Source organism: Paenarthrobacter sp. NPDC056912 (assembly GCF_042786555.1).
Lineage (GTDB): Bacteria > Actinomycetota > Actinomycetes > Actinomycetales > Micrococcaceae > Arthrobacter.
Genome location: NZ_JBHUCD010000006.1, coordinates 62,523 through 81,603, shown reverse-complemented (window position 1 = coordinate 81,603; position 19,081 = coordinate 62,523). Strand labels below are relative to the sequence as shown.

The window sequence follows — 19,081 nt, the reverse complement described above, 5'->3', positions numbered from 1 at the left end:
TCCTTACAGTGCAGTTTGCCGGTAGCGCTCAATCTGCTTAAGACGCCGCTGGAGGCTGTCGCGCCGCGGGTGCGGGACGACGTCGGGCGCCTCAGCGGTGAGATCAATGTGTTCGGTTCCGTACTGCCACAAAAGGAGGTCATCCAGGAGGCGGTCGGGGCCGGGGGAGTAGCGGTGGTCCAAGGCCTTGCGGACCTCGGTGATCCGGTTGGCGCTGAGCAATCCCGCAAGCTCCACGGTCTTGGTGAGTCCGTGGTCCGCCAGGAGTTCGGCAGCCCATCCCCAGTCGTCATCAACTTTACGGTCAACGTGCGGCAAGAGCGTACGCCATACGTCACGAACGCGGTTGGGCGTCAGTGGCATGCCGCCCTCGCCCTCCAGATCCCAGTAGCCACGAACTTCTTCGTAGCGCTCGTGAAGATCTGCGAACGCGCTCTCCACTGTTTCCAGCATGGCCGCCGTGGCCGTGAACTGACGATCGAAATGCGGTGTCCAGGCGCGGGGGTCCTCAGCCTTGAAGCGGATGTCGTGCTCGATCTCGCTCCACGCGTGCGCGAACACCGTGCGGATCTGGCACTCAAAGAAATAGCTGCCATTCGCCGGGAGATCCGGATTGAAGACGTGCTGGTACTCCTTGACGGCCTCGTTCTGGATAGTGCGCAGAATGAGGTGGCGGCTGGAGTACCCGTAGGTGCCGGACTCGATGGAGCCGATGTCCTTCTCGCGGTCGCCACGGCAATCGAAGAGCTGGCGCTGGCGTTTGATGATGTTGGCAACCGCCGCGTTCTCGGCCGGCAGTTTGGTGATGACACGGATGCCCACCATGTCGTTCAGGGTGCGGAACGGGTCCGGGAACTTCAGGACCCGCGGACCGCCCGGCTCCAGGGGATCATCCGTGCGGGAGATCTTTTCGCGGAACGATTCCACGGTTTTGGTGCGGCCCGTGACGAAAAGCGGAGTGACCTCGGCGTCGTTGAGCATGTCCCTGAGGGTCAATAAAACATCGCGCGTGACCCGCTTGAGGGCAGGGCGAACACGCTCATAGAGAGCCACGTTCGCATCCACTGCATCGCGTTGATCCTGGTCCAGGCTGTCCCAATTGCTTGCCATGCCCCCAGCTTACGGTGCGGGTCCGACAGCGAACCGGGCCACCCGCCGTCGGGGTGCCTCTTCCCAAACTTCCGAAACCTCACGATAGGCTCGGTACAAAGGAGGGCGCAATGTTGCGGCACAAGTACAGCTACGGCGATCACCCCAGTCAGTGGGGCGAACTCTTCATTCCTGAACCGAGCAACGGAAACCATCGCGGCGCATCGGCTGTCGCGGGTGGAATCGCAGTTGTGATCCACGGCGGTTATTGGCGTTCACAGTACGGTGCCGAGCTCGGCGAGCCCTTGGCGCGCGACCTCGCAGCGCACGGCATCACCGCCTGGAACCTCGAGTACCGGCGTGCCGGAAACGGTGGTGGATGGCCCCATACTTTCGAGGACATCCTGGCCGGGATCGACCATTTGTCCGCAATTGCCGGCGAGCACGATCTCCAGCTCGGCAAAGTGGTGGCCCTTGGCCACTCGGCCGGCGGACATCTGGCCGTGTGGGCGGCCGGCCGGGAGCGGCTCTCCGCCATCGGAACGCCCGACGCCGACCGCCAACTCCAGCGCAGCCCTGAGGATAACGCTGTGCACCTGACGGGCGTCGTCAGTCAGTCGGGCCTCCTGAATCTCGCTGCAGCGGAAAAACTGAACCTCAGCAACGGGGCCGTCTGCAACCTCATGGGCGGAGACTCCGGTAGATACCCCAAACGGCATAAATACGCCGACCCCATGACTTCGCTGCCAATCGACGTCCCCGTTTATGCCGTGCACGCCACGGATGACGAGGACGTTCCCGTGAGCCAGTCGGAGGCGTACGTCGCGGCGGCCACGGCTGCCGGAAGTGCTGCCCAGTTGCTGCGGGTGCCCGGCGACCACTTTGACCTCATAGACCCCAAGGCCGTGGCGTATAAGAAGTGCCGCGAACTGGTCCAAAGGCTGCTCTCCTAGTCTCTGGCTCCAGCTTCGGTCCTCTGGCAGAGTGGTCCCATGCTGACTGTGATTGGCGAGGCCTTGGTTGACGTTGTTCAACGCTCCAGCGGAATCGAGGCGCACGTAGGCGGGAGCCCGCTCAACGTCGCGGTCGGTTTGGCGCGGTTGGACCACCCGGTGCAGTTCATCGGGCGCTTCGGGCAGGACGCGTACGGCGATTCCGTTGCGGCCCACTTGCGTGCGAGTTCGGTCATGGTGCCACTGCCGCCGGACAGCAAACCAACCAGCGTGGCCACCGCGCAGATCGACGACGACGGCGCCGCCACCTACATGTTCGACCTCGCCTGGGAGCTCCCCGGGCTTGCCGGGCGGTTGCCGCTGATGCTGCAGGGCGCCACCTTGCTGCACACAGGTTCAATAGCCACCGCCTTGGAGCCCGGCGCCGCCGAGGTGCTTGCCGCCGTTGAGCATGCCCACCCGAGCAGCACCATCAGCTTCGACCCCAACTGCCGTCCCAGCATCATCACGGACCGGGAGTACGCGCGGACGCAAGCCGAACGCTTCGTGGTGCTGTCCGACGTCGTGAAGGCCTCAGACGAAGACCTTGAATGGCTCTATCCCGGCGTCGATCCGGCGGAATCAGCGCGGCGGTGGCTGTCCTTGGGCGGAACGGAGGGGCCGGCGCTAGTGGTGGTGACGCGAGGTTCGCGTGGCCCGTGGGGCATCACTGCGGCGGGCGAAACCCAGGTTCCGGCGCCGTCCGTGAACGTCGTGGACACCGTAGGTGCAGGAGACTCGTTCATGGCAGGACTGCTGTCCGCCATAGTGGACCATGGGCTGGATGGTGCGCAGAACCGCGATGCTTTGCGGGCCATGCCCTCCGAAACGCTGGCCGCCATCATGGACCACGCAGCGCGCGCGGCCGCGGTCACGGTGTCCCGGGCCGGCGCCAACCCGCCCACCCGGGCTGAAATCAACCACGGGACTGTGTGAGTACAGGACAGCGTGAGTACGGCCGCTTAGGCTCCGTGCCCGGCGCTTACTTCCTCGCCGGCCTTCACCGGCCCAGGGGGAGTGCCTTCCCCGAACGGGCTGCCACCGAGGGATTCCCGTCCGTGAGCGGTGAGCCACCCGGATAGATCCGGGCCTGCCGGGACGATCTGAGTGGGATTAATGTCCTCGTGCACGATGTAGTAGTGCTGCTTGATCTGCACGAAGTCGATAGTGTCCCCGAAGCCCGGCGTCTGGAACAGGTCCCGCGCATAGGCCCACAACGCCGGCATCTCACTGAGTTTGTTGCGGTTGCACTTGAAGTGTCCGTGATAGACGGCATCGAAGCGGGCCAGGGTGGTGAAGAGCCGGACGTCAGCCTCTGTGATGGAGTCACCTACGAGGTATCGCTGGCCCGTTAGCCGTTCCTCCAGCCAGTCCAAAGCGTTCCAGAGCCGGGTGTAGGCGGCATCGTAGGCTTCCTGTGACCCCGCGAAACCGCATCTGTAGACGCCGTTGTTGACCTCTGTGAAGACGCGCCTGTTGACCTGGTCGATTTCCTCGCGGAGGTGCTCCGGATACAGCCGGGGAGCGCCGGGGCGGTGGAACTCAGTCCACTCCGTGGAGAAGTCCAGAGTGATCTGGGGGTAATTGTTGGTGACAACCGCGCCGCTTTCGACGTCCACCAACGCCGGAACGGTGATGCCGCGCGGGTAGTCCGGAAAGCGACGGAAAAACGCTTCCTGCAGGCGTTCGATACCCAGCACCGGATCCTTGCCGTCCGCGTCCAGGTCGAAGGTCCAGGAACGGGCATCGTGGGTGGGGCCGGGCTGGCCAAGACTGATGACCTCCTCGAGCCCCAGCAGCCTGCGGACAATGACAGTGCGGTTTGCCCACGGACAGGCCCTCGCCGCAATCAGCCGGTACCGCCCCGGCTCCACTGGCCAACCCGGTTCGCCGTTTGGGCCCGTTTTACCGTCGCGAGTGATGCGGTCTTCGATGTAGTTGGTGTCGCGGGTGAACTCGCCGCCTGTGACGTATGCTCCCCGGGTGCTGTGTTCTTCGACTGCGCTGGTCTTCTCACTCATTGCCCCAGCCTATGCTCTTGGTTTTGGGAATGTGGGCGGCTATCCGGGGCGCAGGCGCCTGTTCGTACCCACGTAGACTGGCGTAATGCGGCTCGTAGCAAGCGATATTGACGGCACCATCCTCGGTCACGACGGAAAAATCAGTGATCGGACCATCAAGGCATTCCAAGCATGCCGCGACGCAGGGGTGGAACTCGTCTTCGTTACGGGCCGTCCGCCGCGCTGGTTGTACCCGCTCCAGGAGCAGTTGGGGCACAGCGGAATCGTCATCTGTTCCAACGGCGCCGTGGTGTGGGACCTGGAAAGCGAGAAGCCTCTTTCCTCTACTGCCTTGGACGTCGAGTCCGTCTTCGAGGCCCGTCGCATCATCAAATCCCTCCGGCCGGATGCCCTGTTCGGCGCGGAGACGCTGACCGGATTCCACCTTGAGCCGGGCTTCATCGAGAACGAAACCAGCGAGTTGCTCGCCGAGTTCAGCCCCGCACCGTTGGCCGACACGCTCACCGCGGATGACGCCGTCGTAAAATTCCTGGCGATCACCCGCCAAGGCACCCCGGATGAATTCCTTGCCGAGGTGCAGCCGGCCGTCGCCCACCTGGTGACCACCACGCACTCAGCCCCGCGCACGGCCTTGCTGGAGATGTCCGTTCCGGGCATCAACAAAGCCGTCACGCTTGCGGAGTACGCGGAGTCCCTCGGGATCGGGGCAGCTGACGTTGTGGCGTTCGGGGACATGCCCAACGACATCGAGATGCTCCGCTGGGCCGGGCACGGCTACGCCATGGCGAGCGGGCATCCCGAGGCCATTAGCGCTGCAGGCCAGCAGGCGCCGCACTTCGACGACGACGGCGTGGCGCAGATCCTCGAAGCGAAGTTGGCGGAACAGCGGGTCTAGCTACGCCGCCCGAAGCGAGGGATCCAGCAGCGCACCGAATCGCGGTATTGCCGGAACTCGGTTCCAAACCGTTTTTCCAGGTCTGCTTCTTCAAGCGGCCGGACGGCATAATTCCACAGCAGCGAACCGATCATCGCGTACGCGACCACGAGCCATGACCCCAGCATGAGGCCCACTCCTGCGCCTTGGGTGATGCCCGAGACTGCCATCGGATTGCGGACCCAGCGATACGGGCCGGCGACGACCAACCGGTTGGGCATGGCGGATGGCAGAGGCGTGCCACGGCCCCGGGACGCCATAGTCACAGCCGAAGCGACCCCAAGGACGCTCGCCAGCACCAGGAGAACGGCGCCTGCCGTGGCAGCGAACTGCGGGACAGGCAATGACACCAGCCATCGAATTCCCAGCCACGATATGAGCAGGGGGACCACGACGAGGAAGAAACCCCAGAAGAGGATCATTTGCCCGATGGTCGCACTGACGTGCACCGCTGCCCGACGGCCCGAAGCAGCGGGATTGAACGCAAAGGGGCCGCGGATGAGCCATTCCGTGGGAACCCGACCCAGCAGGACGAAGCAGAGCGCCAAGCCTGAGCAGGCGGTTGCGGCAATCATCATCAGGACGCCCCAGCCCGCTTCGGTAGTGATCGTGGCGTAGAGGGCCAGCGCGGCGGCGACCAAGGCCGTCCATCCGGTAGCCACCGCAGCAGCGGCCTTCACACCAAGGGCCGCCATGGCCGAACCCAGCACGAACAGCGGAACGTCGAGGGCGGCCACAGCGAGGGGGTCGAGGCTGCCAAGAGTGGCTGTGCGCACCGAGGGTGAAAGGAAAACCAGCGTCCACCACGCCAGCCCGGCAATTGCCTGTGTTGCGAAGTAGGCCCGTCCCCAGCGTTGCAAATGAGCCCCGACTGCCTGGGACGCCCGCGTCACGGGTGCCGCACCCCCTGCCCCGCCAGAACCGCCCGGTAACCCTCTCTGAAAGTGGGGAACTGAGGCTCGAATCCTGTGGCCCGCAAGCGCTTGTTTGAGCAGCGTTTGTCGCCGGGGCCGGCGTCGGACGCGCCGCCAGGTGCCGCCGTCGGGGGTTCCGGGCATCCCATCTCAGAGGCGAGGAATCGCATGACGTCGCCCATTTCGGCAGCGTGATCGTCGACGCCGATGTACACGGAGTCCGGGTCCTGGGCCATGGTGGTGAGGTGCACGATCATTGCCGCGGCGTCGTCCCTGTGGACGCGGTTCGTGTGGCGGGGGTGGGGCGGGATGACGGCTTGGCCGGTCCTGACCTGGTCGATCAAACGGGTCCGTCCCGGACCATAGATGCCGCCCAGTCGGAGCGAAATCGGCAAGGTGGCAGTGCCACGTGTCCGGGCGAACAACAACTCCTCCGCGTCCCTCAAGACTTTTCCGCTGAAGCGCGTGGGTTCGGTGGGCGTCGACTCGTCCACAACAGCCCCGCCCGAGTCCCTGTACACAGCTGTGGAGGAGACGAAAACTATCCTGGCCGGAGTAATCGCCTGCCGTTCCAGCGCGCCCAGGACGTTCGTGAGCCCGTCCAAATACGCCGCGCGGTAGGCCTCTTCGGTGGACGCATCCGCTGCAACAGCCACCACAACGATGTCGATGTCCGCGGGAAGTTCCGGCACGCTGACGGCGAGGTCCGCGTGCATGCCGCTGATTTCGGCAGGCAGCTTTTCGGGCGAGCGACGCAGCCCCACCACCTGATGGCCGGCCTTTGCGAATCGCAGTCCTGCTTCGGTTCCGAGGTCGCCGCACCCGGCAATCAACACAGTCATGTCCCCAGTTTCGCAGGCGGCAGTGTCACCGACTTCCCAGCCTCCATACAACCGGCGTTCATTTTGCGCCCGTAGGCTTCCAGCCACGGACCCGTTTGCTCGTTGAATGTAGGGGAATCATGGCCAAGCGCAAGATCAGTGACTTCAATACCGCCCCGCTCCGGCGTGTCGAGCCGGATCATCACTGGCGCTCGCTCCGCCAGGGCGACCGTGTCAGCGTTACTTTGACGCCGGGGTATGAATCCGCGGGCGTGGTGGACGCCGTTACCGGCGATGCCACCGCGGTGTGGGTAGAGCTCGACGGCGGTCGCGGCCGGACGCTGGTGCACGTCAGCGACGGCGTGGCGATAGTTCCGCAAGACTCCTAGCGGCGTTTGCGGGCGCATTGCTGGGCTACGCTACGGGTGTGATGCTGCCCTATTTCCTCCGCAAGGACGGTACAGCGGGCCCTTTGGCCTTTGCCCACCGAGGTTTCTCCCTGGACGGCTTGGAGAATTCGATGGCAGCGTTTCGGGCTGCCGTCGAGCTTGGAACGGTGCACCTTGAAACTGATGTGCACACCACTTCGGACGGTGTGCTGCTCGTTTTCCATGACTCTTCCCTGGACCGGGTGACTGATTCCGTTGGCAGGATTGCAGAGCTCTCCGCTGCGCAAGTTGCCAAGGCGCGGATCGGCGGGCTTGAGCCGGTTCCGGTTTTTAGCGAGTTGGTTTCTTCGCTGCCGGACGCCCGCCTGAATCTTGACGTCAAGGATTGGAACTCCGTGGGACCGGTAGCCGCAGCCATTGAGAAGTACGGAATTCATCAGCGGGTTCTGGTCACGAGCTTCTCGGACAGGAGGCGCCGAGCCGTCCTGAAGCGCCTGAGCCGCCGTGTGGCCTCGTCGGCCGGCAGCTCCCTCACTGCGTTGTTTGCGCTCTTGGGCCCGGTTCTTCCGGGTCCGTTGGCACGCAAGCTGCTTGCCGACGTCGACGTCTTTCAGGTCCCTGTCCGTTACGGCCGGTTTCCTGTTGTCACTCCGGGGTTTGTCCGGCGCGCCCATGGCCTGGGTTTGCAGGTGCACGTGTGGACCATCAACGATCCTGCCGAGATGGAGCGCCTCCTAGAGCTCGGTGTGGACGGGATTGTGTCCGACCGGCTCGACCTGCTTAAGGAAGTAATGGTCCGCCGAGGCGAGTGGGTCTAGAGGGAGCAGAGAGAGCGCTTCGGAGAACCGGCCGTTTCCTGAGAGAGCGTTGCAGAGAACCGGCCGTTTCCTGAGGGAGCGTCGGCAGGTTCGGACGCTCTCTCACATCTCGTCGTGTTTTGCCGGTCGCTCTCTCACCTTCCGTCGGGTTATTCGGGTCGCTCTCTCACCTGGCCGTTAGCCGGGGTCGAATCGGTGATGTTCTTGCCGGAAGTGGCTCGGCGAGAACCCGGTTTTCTTGGTGAACAGGCGGCTGAAATAGGCAGGGTCGTCATAACCGACCAGCGTGGAAATTCGTTGAATGGGCAGGCCAGTGTCTGCCAGGAGCGACTGTGCCCGGGAAATTCGGAACTGCAACATGAATTCCTTGGGCCCAACCCCGGTGGCGGCTTGAACGGCACGACGCAGATCGGGGACGGATACCTTCATCGACCCGGCGATTTCGTTCAGGCTCAAAGGCAGATGAGCGCTGTCGCGAAGTCCGGCCAGGAAGCGCTCGTGGGGCTCCCGCTGCCGCCGGATGCCAGCGGCGCGGTGTTGGCCAGCCTCCAGGAGCACTCGTTGGCAGAGCACGGATGCTTCCAGATCTCCGCGTTGGCCGCCAGTTGAGAGGGCGCCGCGAATATCCGAAAAAAGTCCAAGAGCCTCCGTCAGGCCGGTCGAAGACGAGCCTTTCAGCTGTACCACCGGGTGCTCGCGGTTGAAGCATCCCAGTTCTTCCATGGCTCTTGCCGTGGGGCCGGTGAAGAGCAGCCAGTGTTCCCTCCACCCCGTGGGGCCTGGACCGTAGCCGTGGCTCACGCTGGGGAAGAGCCAGATGATCGCAGGCGCGGTAATCTCGATCCTGCTCCCGGAAACGCTGAAGCGTCCGGATCCCTCTGAAACGATCACCATTGCGTGGCTGCTAAGGGTCCTCCCAGTGAAGGAGGGCAGGCGCCCGCTTTGCTCACCGGCTCCAATGCAGGCCAGGCCGAGATCCCGAAGAAGCGGTGCGGGGTGCCGGTAGACCGACCAGTCGTCCATGGACTCCAATCCTGCCGCTGGCCAGCTCCGGAGGCAAGCCGAACAAAAGTCCAAGTAAGGCGAAACAGCAGTCCATTCACTTAGCCCGAATCATCCGCCACTCTGGACACTATGTTGACTTCGAATGGCTATGTCTTGGACGAATCAGCCTCCCGCCTGGCCGAGCTGGAACCGGTGCCCGCATCCGAGCGGCAGGACCGTGCGGCACTATGGGCACGGCTTCGCCGGGACGGATACCTGTACTTGAAGGGTCAGTTGAAGCCCGGTCAGCTGCTGGACTTCAGGGAGTTCTACTTTCGGTCCCTGCGGGAGGCCAACGTCTACGATGCCGGCACCGACCCCCGCTCCGGCATCGCCGCGACAGGCGATGTTGACCGTGCTGCATTGCGTCGTGGCCTGTTCGACGTGATCGTCCCAGGTCCGGAGTACCAGGCGTTGTGCACTGCCGAGGGAATCGCGGACTGGTTCGCCTGGTTTCTGGCCGACGATGTCCATCTGCATCGTCGGAAGATCATCCGGCATACCAAACCAGGGGAGGCCGGCATTGGTACTGCCACGCAGGCGCACTACGATCTTGTGTACTTGCGCGAAGGCAGCGACCGGGTCCTTTCCATGTGGATTCCGTTGGGTGACTGCCCCCGGGAGCGCGGAGGGCTGGCCTATTTGGAGGGCAGCCATCATTGGGTGATGGCCGAAGAGCGGGAGGGAACGCTCAAGCTGCCCGCTGCCTCCATCACCGCCGACCTCCCGGGCCTCGCCGAAGAACGCGACTCGAGGTGGCTGGTCACTGACTATCAAGTGGGCGACGTTGTGGTCCACTCTGCACACATCGTCCATGCGGCGCTGGACAACACGGACCGCGAAGGCACCATGCGCCTGTCCACTGACATCCGCTACCAGCGCTTGAGCGAGCCGATTGATTGGCGCTGGCAAGAGCACTGGAACTACAACGATGGGCTCTGAGCCCCCGCGAGATGACAATAGATGACAATCGCGCGGCCGGACATTGTCATTAAATGCCGTCTCGCGCGAGGGACCGGGGGGCGCGAGGGAGCTAGGCCAGCGAACTGAGCCGCCGATCCAGGAACTCCTGTTCTGCGGCATTCTCCGTCAGCTCAAGCGCAGCAGCATAGGCCAAGCGCGCGTCGTCCACACGGCCAAGGCGTCGCAGCAAATCAGCCCGTACGGCGTGGAACAAGTAGTACGAACCCAAGGGAAGCTGATCAACCACGGCCAGTGCCGCCGTCGGGCCCTCCACTTCGGCAACCGCGACGGCACGGTTCAGAACCACAACCGGCGACGACTGAAACACCAGCAGTTGGTCGTAGAGGGCCAGGATCTGCAGCCAGTCGGTGAGCCGGGAGTCGGGGGCGTCGCTATGGACCGCTTGGATGGCGGCCTGGATTTGGTAGGGGCCGGGCATTCCGCGGCGCAGGCAACGGCGAACAATGTCCTGGGCTTCGTGGACCAGAACAACGTCCCAGCGGGACCGGTCCTGTTCGGCCAACACAACCAACTGCCCGGAAGCCGAGGTCCGGGCCGGCCTGCGGGACTCGCTGAAGAGCATGAGCGCCAGGAGCCCGTAGGCTTCCGCTTCGTCAGGCATGAGTTCGACCAGGAGCCTGCCCAGCCTGATGGCTTCGGTGCATAGCTCCGGGCGCACCAACGCCGATCCGGACGACGCCGTGTGGCCTTCGTTGAAGATCAGGTAGACGACGGCGAGAACACCTCCCAGCCGATCGCTGAGTTCGGCGCCGCTCGGCACGCGGTAAGGGATGCGCGCGTTGCGGATCTTGGACTTGGCCCGGACGATCCTCTGGGCCATGGTGCTCTCCGGAACCAGGAACGCCTTGGCGATTTCCGGCGTCGTCAGTCCTCCCAGCAGGCGAAGCGTGAGGGCCACACGGGCTTCCATGGAGAGCGCGGGATGGCAGCACGTGAAGATGAGTTTGAGGCGGTCGTCCTCCACAGCGTCCTCCTCGACGTCCGCCAAAGCCTGCTCCGGCACCCCTTCCTGCTGCGCGCTATGAAGTATGGCCGATTCGGTATGTTTCGCTCGGCCAACCTCATCGCGCCGCAACCGGTCGATCGCCCTGTTGCGCGCGGTGGTGATGATCCACCCTGCAGGGCTGGGGGGAATGCCCTGCGCAGGCCACAGCTCGACAGCGGTCAGGAACGCTTCCTGAACCGCGTCCTCGGCGGCATCGATGCTTCCCAGCACGCGGACCAGGACAGCGAGGGAACGTCCATACTCTCTGCGGAATATGTCCTCGATCGTCGTTGTCCCGGTCCCTTCCACCTCAGGAGCCTTGGAAATGGTCCAACGGGCGAACTTCAATGGGAAGTGTGGTGGCCGCGGAGGCCTTCCTGCCCCAGTCCAGTGCGGCATCAAGGTCTTCTGCTTGAATCACCCAGAAACCGCCGATGTGCTCCTTGCCCTCAACAAACGGACCGTCTGTTGTGAGGAACGCGCCATTCTCCTGCCGCACCACAGTGGAGTCGCTTGCGGGGTGCATTCCGCCAGTGAAGACCCAAGCACCTGCGGACTGGATCTCGGTGTTGAGGTTCCCGACGTCGGCCATGATCTTGTCCAGTTGCTCCGTGGGCGGAACGGTGCCGTCGGGCTGGTAGATGTTCAGCATGTAGTAGGTCATTTGAGTGCCTCCGTGTCTGCGGGCAGGTCCTGTGCCTTGCCTTCACCCTTCATACGAACGGCGCCTCCGGAATTCGACAGCCGGACGTGAGAAAGTTTGAGTACCACTAGCTTTGTACCAAAGCCGTACGACTCCTACTAGGTTTTGGTGCCGCCGCGAGGAGATTGACGTGACCAGGTTCCGTTTGGCCATCCTTGATGACTACCAGCAGGTCTCTGGGGACTACGCCCCGTGGGATTCACTGCCCGACGACGGCGTGAAGGTCAGCGTTTTCACGGCACCTTTCGTTTCGGACGAGCAAGCAGTGGCAGCGTTGGCGCCATTCGACATCATTGTGGCGATGCGTGAACGCACCCGTTTCCCGCAGCGTGTCCTGGAGTCGCTGCCGAACCTGAAGCTCTTGGTGACTACGGGGATGGCGAACGCCGCGATCGATCTTGAAGCAGCCTCCGAACGCGGAATCGTGGTGTCCGGGACGGGTGGTTCGCCGGCCGCGGCGCCCGAGCTGACGTGGGCGTTGCTGCTCGCCTTTGCCCGCAACCTGGTGGCGGAGGAGAACTCGCTGCGGGCAGGCGACTGGCAGTCCGGCGTCGGGTTTGAACTGGAAGGCAAGACGCTGGGCATTGTTGGCCTTGGCAAGATCGGGACGCGGATCGCCGGCTATGCCAAGGCGTTCGGCATGGACGTGCTCGCTTGGAGCCAGAACCTCACCCCGGAGGCGGCTGCGGCTGCCGGTGCTCGCAAAGTGAGCAAGGAAGAGCTGTTCAGGGAGTCGGACGTGGTGACCCTGCACCTCCGGCTCTCCGATCGGACCGAAGGCATTGTGGGCTCGCAGGAGCTGCGGCTCCTTGGACCGGAGGGCCTGCTGGTCAATACCTCGCGGGGGCCCTTGGTGGACGAGGCGGCGCTGGTCCGTGCATTGGAGGAGGGATGGATCCGTGGTGCCGCGTTGGATGTGTTCGATCAGGAGCCCCTCCCGGCCGGCCATCCGTTGCTGCATTCTCCGCGGACGGTGCTCTCCCCGCACATCGGATACGTGACTCATGAGAGCTACCGGCAGTTTTATGGAGGAGCGTTCGAGGACGTGAAAGCGTGGCTCGATGGAAACCCGGTGCGGGTCCTCAACGGTTAGCGCACCACTTGTTCGCCTGAGCCGCGCCCCTTCGCGCCATTCGCTCCTGAGGGTACGGGTGCGAACGGCGACAACGTCAGCGGGAACGAACCACCCCGCCCCAGAGCGTCAGGAATCGTCACGGGCAAGCGCTTTCCGAGCAAAGCTGGCAAGATGGTTCCATGCGTATCCTCATCGCCCCGGACAAGTTCAAGGGATCCCTGACCGCCGCCGAGGCCGCGTCAGCCATGGCTGAAGGCGCCCTCCGTGTTTACCCGGATGCCGTGACCACCCAGTTCCCGGTTGCCGACGGCGGCGAAGGCACCCTGGACGCCGCCATTGCCGCGGGCTACGAGGAGCGAAACAACGCCGTCGTGGGCCCGATCCTCAAGCCTGTCGGCGCATCGTGGGCGATCCGGAAGAACGCCTTCGGAGGTGCGACGGCCGTGATCGAGACAGCGCAAGCTTCCGGTCTGGAGCACATGGAGCCGACCCCCGAGAACTCCCTACGTGCGCATAGCTACGGTTGCGGCCAGCTCGTCGCCGCTGCGATTGACGCCGGAGCCACCGAGATTGTGCTCGGCCTCGGTGGCTCGGCAATGTCCGACGGCGGCAGCGGAGCCCTGCGTGCGCTGGGGCTCAAACCCGTTGATTCGGCCGGGAACGTGGTTCCCCTCGGTGGAGGTTCCCTGGCCGACGTCGTTGCCTTGGACGTCTCCGAGCTGGATCCGCGCCTGCAGGGCGTGAAGTTCCGCATCGCCGTCGACGTCCAAAACCCGCTGTTCGGGTCCGAGGGCGCGGCGCATGTTTTCGGTCCGCAGAAGGGTGCCGATGAGGACGCGGTCGAGAAGCTCGACGCCGGACTCCGCAACTGGGCATCGCTCCTTCGGGAAGCTACGGGCCGCGATGTGAACGTTCCGGGAGCCGGGGCGGCAGGCGGGTTCCCGGCGTCGTTCCTGGCTTTCACTGACGCCGCGCTGGAGGGCGGCTTCGCGTTGGTCGCGGGCCTTACCGGGCTGGCAGAGCACTTGGGCGAGGCCGATCTGGTGATCACCGGTGAGGGTTCCATGGATGAGCAGTCGCTCACCGGCAAAGCACCTATCGCGTTGGCCGATGCAGCGAGCGTGCACGGAATTCCCGTGATTGCCGTGGCTGGCCGTATCACCGTGACGCCCGAGGACTTGGCGAAGCACGGCATTGTGGCCGCCGCGCAGTTGTTGGACGTCGCGCAGCGCAAGGATGGCGTTCCGGACGTGGCCGACGCCGTTGCCAATGCTGCCAAGTACGTCGCGTGGGCAACGAGCCAGGTGCTTGAAGGGGCATAGCCCGGCTCTGTGGCCATAGCGCGACCGGCGGCTATTGGCTAGGCTCGAGAGCGTGTCAAAGATGAGTGGGGACTACCAAATCCGTCGGTTCGAGCCGGCTGTCAAGAATGAACCTGACTACGATGCGGCCGTTGCGTGGTCGCGTGCGGTCGCCTTCGGGTTCCACGAGGAGCGGAAAAGCGAGAAGAGGATTGATCGGGGCTTGGCCATGAGCCGGGCCGACCGCAGTGTGTTTACCGGGGTGTACCAGACCGGTGAACCTGCACCGCATTCCCTCGGGGAGGACGTGCCCGTAGCTACGTTCGCCACCTGGCGGAAGACCCTAAACGTTGGTTTCGGAACGTTGCTGGACACGCACCTGATCTCGTCCGTGACGGTCCGTACCTCGCACCGCCGCCGTGGCCTGCTGCGGCAGATGATGAGCGAAGACCTCGCTTTGGCCAAAGAAGACGGTGTCGCGATTGCCGCCCTGACTGCCTCCGAGGCGTCCATCTACGGGCGGTTCGGTTTCGGCGTCGCGACCTCGGAACAGTCCATCACAGTGGACACGACTTCCCGCTTCAGGCTCAACCATGTGCCCGTAGGAACCGTGGAAGTCGCCGACCCGAAGGTCCTTTTGGAGCTGGCCCCGCAGGTATTTGAGCAGCAACACAGGCTGATGCCCGGATCCATTGACCGGCAGGAGTCCTACCGCCAGTTCGTTGCAGGATTGGTGGGCCGGGGTGGCGCTGATGGCGACGGCGGCCCCGATGCCAAAGTCAAGACAGCTCTCCACTACTCGTCCGACGGAGCCGTTGACGGTTACGTGTCCTACAAGTTCAGCGGGTGGGAAACGGAACCCGCCGCCATGGAGATTATGGACTTGGTGGCAGCCAACTCAGCCGCCTACTTGGAACTGTGGCAGTACTTGGGTGCGATCGACCTCGTGGAGCGTGTTAAGTGGGGCACCGCACCAGTGGACAACCCCCTTATCTGGGCCCTTGAGGACCCGCGCTGCGTCAAGGGCTCCGAGCCGCGGGACATGCTGTGGCTTCGAATCCTGGATGTCCGGAAGGCCTTGGAAGCGCGTCAATTCGCCACCGACGGCACTGTGGTCCTGAAGGTCCACGATTCACTTGGCCTGACCCCGGGCACGTTCTCGCTCGATGTCCGCAACGGCCAGGCGACAGTGACCGCGTCCGATGCGACTCCTGACCTGGAACTGGATATCTCCGCGTTGTCCTCCATCTACCTCGGAGCCGTGCACCCGGCATCCTTGGTGGCGGCCGGCCGGATACAGGAGAAACAGCAGGGTGCCGCGTTCCTGGCGGCGCGGATGTTCGCGGTGGAGCGGCCAGCGTTTTGCCCGACGCACTTCTGACCAGCATCATTCCTGATCGTCGGTACGCAGTGGAGGGCTACTGCCGGTAGCCTTCCACTTCGCTGACAGGCCGTGGCATGGCCTCGTCGGGGTTTTCGCCGGCGTCCTTCTTGGCCCGGCGTTGGCGCAGCAGGTCCCAACATTGGTCGAGTTGAGCTTCGAGTCGGGCAAGACGCGCCTTGCCGTCGTCCTCGCCGGGAGTGCCCGCAGTGTCTCGCAGGCGGTGTTCCTCTTCGACCAGCGATTGAATCCGCTCCAGAAGGTCTTCGTTATCCATTGCCCTGTCTCCTTGGCCAACTATGGGGAAATTGCGCGGTCATACCGAACGTAGTCCTGCCGCCGGGGTGCGTCTACTGGAGGCCGACGGCATACTGGGGTCATGAAATTCACCACGACCATCGTCGGCGATGGCAACAAGGCAGGCATCGAAGTTCCGGACGAGATCGTTGAAGGCCTGGGGGCAGGCAAGCGGCCGCCTGTAGTGGTCACCATCAATGGCCAAAGCTACCGCAGCAGCATCGCGGTGATGGGCGGCAAATACATGGTGGGAGTCAGCTCGGCGAACCGCGAGCTGACGGGCGCTGCGGCCGGGGACACAGTTGAGGTTGGCTTGGAAGTGGACGCGGAGCCCCGCGTCATTGAGGTGCCGGAGGACTTGGCCGCAGCCCTCGAGGCGGAGCCCGAAGCGAAGGCTTTCTACGGGACCCTGAACTACAGCAGCCAACGGCGCTATGTTGAGCCGATCGGGGACGCCAAGACCGAGGAAACACGCGCGCGACGGATCGCGAAGGTGGTTTCGGATCTGAAGGCGGGAAAGAAGTAGCTCGGCCCTACTCCGGCTTGTCCATCAGCAAACTCCGGCACGCCAGTTGCAGGGCGAGCCGGGCCTCCGGGTCCTCCAAATTGATGGCGATGAGCGATTGAATCCTCCTGATGCGATCACTGACAGTGTTGCGGTGGACGTTCAGGATTGCTGCAGTTTCGGTCAGGGAAGACTCGCAATCCAAGAATGTGGTGAGCGTTTGCAGGAGCTCCGGACCGGCTTTGAGAAGCGGGGCCAGGAGCTCTCTGGCGGCGGGCCGGAAAGTGTCAGTGCGGGTCCAGATGAGCAGCAACTGCGCCATATCCAGCCGATCAACATGGACAAAATAGCCTGAGTTTTCCCGTGCACCGGCGATGCGAGCGGCATCATTGGCTTCCTCAAGCGAACGGACGATTCCTTCAGGCTGGGCTTGCATGCGACCAACGCCGAATTGGGTGGAGACGCTGGCGGCGAGCTCCCGCTGCGCCCGGCGAAGGGCACTGCTGACGCGGCTGACCTCTGCCGGTCCCGGTTTGGAGGGGAAGGAGATCCAACCTGTCCAGCCGTCCGATTGCTCAACGGTGGCGGCTTGGATCTTTTCGCGCTGCAGAGCGTGGTCCAGGTCCGGTTTCCGGGCCACCAGGTCCACTGGTTCACGGGTGATCACGCGGAAAGCCATGTGATATCCGTCCAGGGTCCAGCCCAGTTCCAACGCTTTGGCCCGGAATGAAGGACTGACGTCGCCGGCGTGGTCGATCAGCTGTCCCAGGAGGGCAATCCGGTGCCGGGCATCGCGTTCGCGCTCCAACCTTTGCCGTGAAAGCAGTTCTGAAACCGCGATCGCGGCTACCTCCAGGGCTGCGCGAATGGCCGCCTGTTCCCTGTCCAGGGCAGGACCCAGGACTACCCGGAGCCGCGGACTGTTTTCCTGCTCCCTGTGCACCGACGCCAGGACTTCCGTCATCGCGGCCTTTGTGTCATTCGGCGGTGTGGCGGGCTCCAGGTCCGATGATTCAGCAGAAATCAGCTGGCCGGACGGGTCCACCAGCGTCACGGGGTGCCCGAGTGCGACGCCTAGCCGCTGCAGCAGATGGCCCAGGGACCCATACGGGTTTCGGCACTCCGCAGCGACACGGGAGATCAACAAGCCCTGACGATGGGCGGCGCCGGACAGCAAGTCCTGCGCCGCGGTGCCGAATTGCCAGGTGCTGTGGACGGCCAGCACAGCCAGCCCCAGGCGCTCGGCGAGCCTTTTCACGTTAGGCGGCAACGCGCCGTCGTCGTTCGGCAGCTTTACCGCGAGGGCCACGACGCCGGCCGCGGACGCCAGCGCCAACAGCGCCTCGACGTCCCATGACACACCTGACGGAAGGGGTTCCAGCGGGAGCAGAATACTGTCCTGGAGGTTCAGCGGATCGCCGTCAAGGGTGTGCCGCTCGCGGAGCTGGCGGTTGACGTCAGCCAGGGAGCCGGTCAGGGCAGCCAGCGAGGACACCGTCTTTTCGCCCGCTTCGCCGACGCTCTCCATCACGCCCGCCGGGACGTGATTGGTGATGGCCCACAGTGGAATCGGAGGAATCATTTGTGCTGCTCCGGTTCTCCTCGACGGCTACCCTCCCATGATGCCACCGCCGCGCCGCCAACATTGGTTGGAGGCGCGGCGGCGGTAAATGTTCGACGGCGGTCAGCTGCGGTAACGCTCGATGGACTCGGTATGATCTTCAGGCGTCCCGTCCCATCTGTGTGAAGGGACGCCGTAACCGAAGTACTCCGGGCCGGCCAGCGCCAGGCCCTCCGTTGTGTGCCAGCGAGGGTCACTGGGCGCAGTCAGGATGCACAGGCGTTGCCCGTAGCGCAGGTTCTCCGTTGTCACCGGTTCGGCGGATTCGGCGTCCACCACGATGATGAGGTCCGGCGTCGTTGTCACCACGGTGCCGTCCTTGGTGGCGAGGAGGTGCTCGTTCTGGAAATGCAGCGAAAGCACGGAGCCGGCGTCGGGACCCATACCCTCGATCAGGGCCTGGCCTTTGGCGAAGCCACCGGTGGTTTGGCGCTGCAAATCAGTTACCTTGCCGAGGTGAACCACCCGGCCGCTCAGCGTCTCGGCGAGAACGTCGCAGGGGTTCAGGTTGTGGTGCTGGGCGTTGGCTACGGCGTCGCCGATGGTGATGGCGAAGGACATGGAGCCTGCAACGAAGCATTCACGGGCCTGGGCGCCGGTCATGGCATAGGTGCTGTTGAAGGCGTTGCATCCCATTTCGATTGAAGCCTGCCGGGCAAAGCGCTCGGCCCAGAAAGAGTCGATGGCCTCGATGACCAGCGTGTTGCCCTTCTCGTCGGCCAGGGCCATGGGCGTTGCCTGAATTCCGTACAACGGCGCCATGCCCATCTGGATTTCCGGGAACGCCCGTCCGATCAGGTCCCCGTCGATCAGCGGGATCCCCAGCTGGGCAGCGGCAACGATGGGCAGCATCGAGTTTGAACCGCCGATTTCCAGGCAGGCAGTGTGCGTGGCTGTGCGGTTCAAGGATGCCGCGAGCTTCTCGATGGTCAGGTACAGGTTCTCCACGGTGTCGAGCTTCTCCACGGAGACGGTGGGCGCGCCGATCGCTGCAACAGGGACGATGAACGCGTCGTCCGCCAGCTCTACAACAGAGACGAGCTCCACGGGACCGAATTCCTCGATTGCCTGTTTCGCCAGGAGGGCGCCTATATAGGGATCGCCACCGCCGCCCGTTCCCAGGATGGCGGCACCGCGGGCCAGGGAATCAATGTCTTCCACCGTGATTCTCTTCAACTGGCGGCCGTATGTCACTTCCAGGGTCATT

General features: G+C 64.0%; 20 protein-coding genes. 10 read left to right on the top strand and 10 right to left on the bottom strand.

What is annotated here, in order from left to right:
* Window positions 1–3: 3 nt before the first annotated feature.
* Window positions 4–1,110 (bottom strand): GTP pyrophosphokinase family protein, encoded by a 1,107-nt coding sequence (locus tag ACFRJ9_RS08495; RefSeq protein WP_377666398.1) that lies wholly within the window; start codon window positions 1,108–1,110, stop codon window positions 4–6.
* Between the two features lie 110 nt (window positions 1,111–1,220).
* On the opposite strand from ACFRJ9_RS08495, the gene ACFRJ9_RS08490 reads away from it, so the two are divergent.
* A complete protein-coding gene (locus tag ACFRJ9_RS08490) occupies window positions 1,221–2,042 on the top strand; it encodes an alpha/beta hydrolase (RefSeq protein WP_377666396.1) in 822 nt (273 codons plus the stop codon).
* 39 nt (window positions 2,043–2,081) lie between these two features.
* Window positions 2,082–3,017, top strand: coding sequence for a carbohydrate kinase (locus tag ACFRJ9_RS08485; protein ID WP_377666394.1), 936 nt, complete (start codon window positions 2,082–2,084; stop codon window positions 3,015–3,017).
* 26 nt (window positions 3,018–3,043) lie between these two features.
* Here ACFRJ9_RS08485 and ACFRJ9_RS08480 read toward each other — a convergent pair whose 3' ends face one another.
* Window positions 3,044–4,102 carry a glutathione S-transferase family protein gene (locus ACFRJ9_RS08480; RefSeq protein ID WP_377666392.1) on the bottom strand — a complete coding sequence of 353 codons (1,059 nt, stop codon included), beginning with the start codon at window positions 4,100–4,102 and terminating at the stop codon, window positions 3,044–3,046.
* 85 nt (window positions 4,103–4,187) lie between these two features.
* Between ACFRJ9_RS08480 and ACFRJ9_RS08475 the strand changes: the two genes are divergently transcribed.
* The gene (locus tag ACFRJ9_RS08475; RefSeq protein WP_377666390.1) at window positions 4,188–4,997 is read left to right on the top strand and encodes an HAD family hydrolase; all 810 of its coding nucleotides are present in this window, start codon (window positions 4,188–4,190) and stop codon (window positions 4,995–4,997) included.
* On the opposite strand, the gene ACFRJ9_RS08470 is transcribed toward ACFRJ9_RS08475, so the two are convergent.
* Window positions 4,994–5,929, bottom strand: a complete 936-nt coding sequence (locus ACFRJ9_RS08470; RefSeq protein ID WP_377666388.1) for a methyltransferase family protein — start codon at window positions 5,927–5,929, stop codon at window positions 4,994–4,996. The genes ACFRJ9_RS08475 and ACFRJ9_RS08470 overlap by 4 nt on opposite strands.
* The gene (locus ACFRJ9_RS08465) at window positions 5,926–6,792 is read right to left on the bottom strand and encodes an NAD-dependent epimerase/dehydratase family protein (protein ID WP_377666386.1); all 867 of its coding nucleotides are present in this window, start codon (window positions 6,790–6,792) and stop codon (window positions 5,926–5,928) included. Before ACFRJ9_RS08465 ends, ACFRJ9_RS08470 begins: the two co-directional genes overlap by 4 nt.
* A gap of 119 nt (window positions 6,793–6,911) precedes the next feature.
* Here ACFRJ9_RS08465 and ACFRJ9_RS08460 point away from each other — a divergent pair, with 119 nt between their 5' ends.
* A complete protein-coding gene (locus ACFRJ9_RS08460; RefSeq protein ID WP_377666384.1) occupies window positions 6,912–7,160 on the top strand; it encodes a hypothetical protein in 249 nt (82 codons plus the stop codon).
* 41 nt (window positions 7,161–7,201) lie between these two features.
* The gene (locus tag ACFRJ9_RS08455) at window positions 7,202–7,978 is read left to right on the top strand and encodes a glycerophosphodiester phosphodiesterase (protein ID WP_377666697.1); all 777 of its coding nucleotides are present in this window, start codon (window positions 7,202–7,204) and stop codon (window positions 7,976–7,978) included.
* Window positions 7,979–8,155: 177 nt separating this feature from the next.
* On the opposite strand, the gene ACFRJ9_RS08450 is transcribed toward ACFRJ9_RS08455, so the two are convergent.
* A complete protein-coding gene (locus ACFRJ9_RS08450) occupies window positions 8,156–9,001 on the bottom strand; it encodes an AraC family transcriptional regulator (protein WP_377666382.1) in 846 nt (281 codons plus the stop codon).
* 111 nt (window positions 9,002–9,112) lie between these two features.
* Between ACFRJ9_RS08450 and ACFRJ9_RS08445 the strand changes: the two genes are divergently transcribed.
* Window positions 9,113–9,964, top strand: coding sequence for a phytanoyl-CoA dioxygenase family protein (locus ACFRJ9_RS08445; protein WP_377666380.1), 852 nt, complete (start codon window positions 9,113–9,115; stop codon window positions 9,962–9,964).
* 91 nt (window positions 9,965–10,055) lie between these two features.
* Here the strand turns inward: ACFRJ9_RS08445 and ACFRJ9_RS08440 are convergent, their stop codons facing one another.
* Both ACFRJ9_RS08440 and ACFRJ9_RS08435 read right to left on the bottom strand, forming a co-directional pair.
* On the bottom strand, window positions 10,056–11,300 hold the full coding sequence (locus tag ACFRJ9_RS08440) for an RNA polymerase sigma factor (protein WP_377666378.1): 1,245 nt from the start codon (window positions 11,298–11,300) through the stop codon (window positions 10,056–10,058).
* Between the two features lies 1 nt (window position 11,301).
* Window positions 11,302–11,655: a YciI family protein gene (locus ACFRJ9_RS08435; RefSeq protein WP_377666376.1), complete on the bottom strand. Its 354-nt coding sequence runs from the start codon at window positions 11,653–11,655 to the stop codon at window positions 11,302–11,304.
* A gap of 169 nt (window positions 11,656–11,824) precedes the next feature.
* Here ACFRJ9_RS08435 and ACFRJ9_RS08430 point away from each other — a divergent pair, with 169 nt between their 5' ends.
* From ACFRJ9_RS08430 to ACFRJ9_RS08420, 3 genes are all read left to right on the top strand, one after another.
* A complete protein-coding gene (locus tag ACFRJ9_RS08430; RefSeq protein ID WP_377666374.1) occupies window positions 11,825–12,787 on the top strand; it encodes a D-2-hydroxyacid dehydrogenase family protein in 963 nt (320 codons plus the stop codon).
* A gap of 161 nt (window positions 12,788–12,948) precedes the next feature.
* A complete protein-coding gene (locus ACFRJ9_RS08425; protein ID WP_377666372.1) occupies window positions 12,949–14,091 on the top strand; it encodes a glycerate kinase in 1,143 nt (380 codons plus the stop codon).
* A gap of 61 nt (window positions 14,092–14,152) precedes the next feature.
* Window positions 14,153–15,451 carry a GNAT family N-acetyltransferase gene (locus ACFRJ9_RS08420; protein ID WP_377666695.1) on the top strand — a complete coding sequence of 433 codons (1,299 nt, stop codon included), beginning with the start codon at window positions 14,153–14,155 and terminating at the stop codon, window positions 15,449–15,451.
* 37 nt (window positions 15,452–15,488) lie between these two features.
* On the opposite strand, the gene ACFRJ9_RS08415 is transcribed toward ACFRJ9_RS08420, so the two are convergent.
* Window positions 15,489–15,728: a DUF2630 family protein gene (locus ACFRJ9_RS08415; protein WP_377666370.1), complete on the bottom strand. Its 240-nt coding sequence runs from the start codon at window positions 15,726–15,728 to the stop codon at window positions 15,489–15,491.
* A gap of 102 nt (window positions 15,729–15,830) precedes the next feature.
* Here ACFRJ9_RS08415 and ACFRJ9_RS08410 point away from each other — a divergent pair, with 102 nt between their 5' ends.
* A complete protein-coding gene (locus tag ACFRJ9_RS08410) occupies window positions 15,831–16,274 on the top strand; it encodes a YdeI/OmpD-associated family protein (protein WP_377666368.1) in 444 nt (147 codons plus the stop codon).
* Between the two features lie 7 nt (window positions 16,275–16,281).
* Here the strand turns inward: ACFRJ9_RS08410 and ACFRJ9_RS08405 are convergent, their stop codons facing one another.
* Both ACFRJ9_RS08405 and ACFRJ9_RS08400 read right to left on the bottom strand, forming a co-directional pair.
* Window positions 16,282–17,835 (bottom strand): PucR family transcriptional regulator, encoded by a 1,554-nt coding sequence (locus tag ACFRJ9_RS08405; RefSeq protein ID WP_377666366.1) that lies wholly within the window; start codon window positions 17,833–17,835, stop codon window positions 16,282–16,284.
* A gap of 102 nt (window positions 17,836–17,937) precedes the next feature.
* Complete coding sequence (locus ACFRJ9_RS08400) at window positions 17,938–19,080, bottom strand: DUF917 domain-containing protein (RefSeq protein ID WP_377666364.1); 1,143 nt, start codon at window positions 19,078–19,080, stop codon at window positions 17,938–17,940.
* Window position 19,081: the final 1 nt, after the last annotated feature.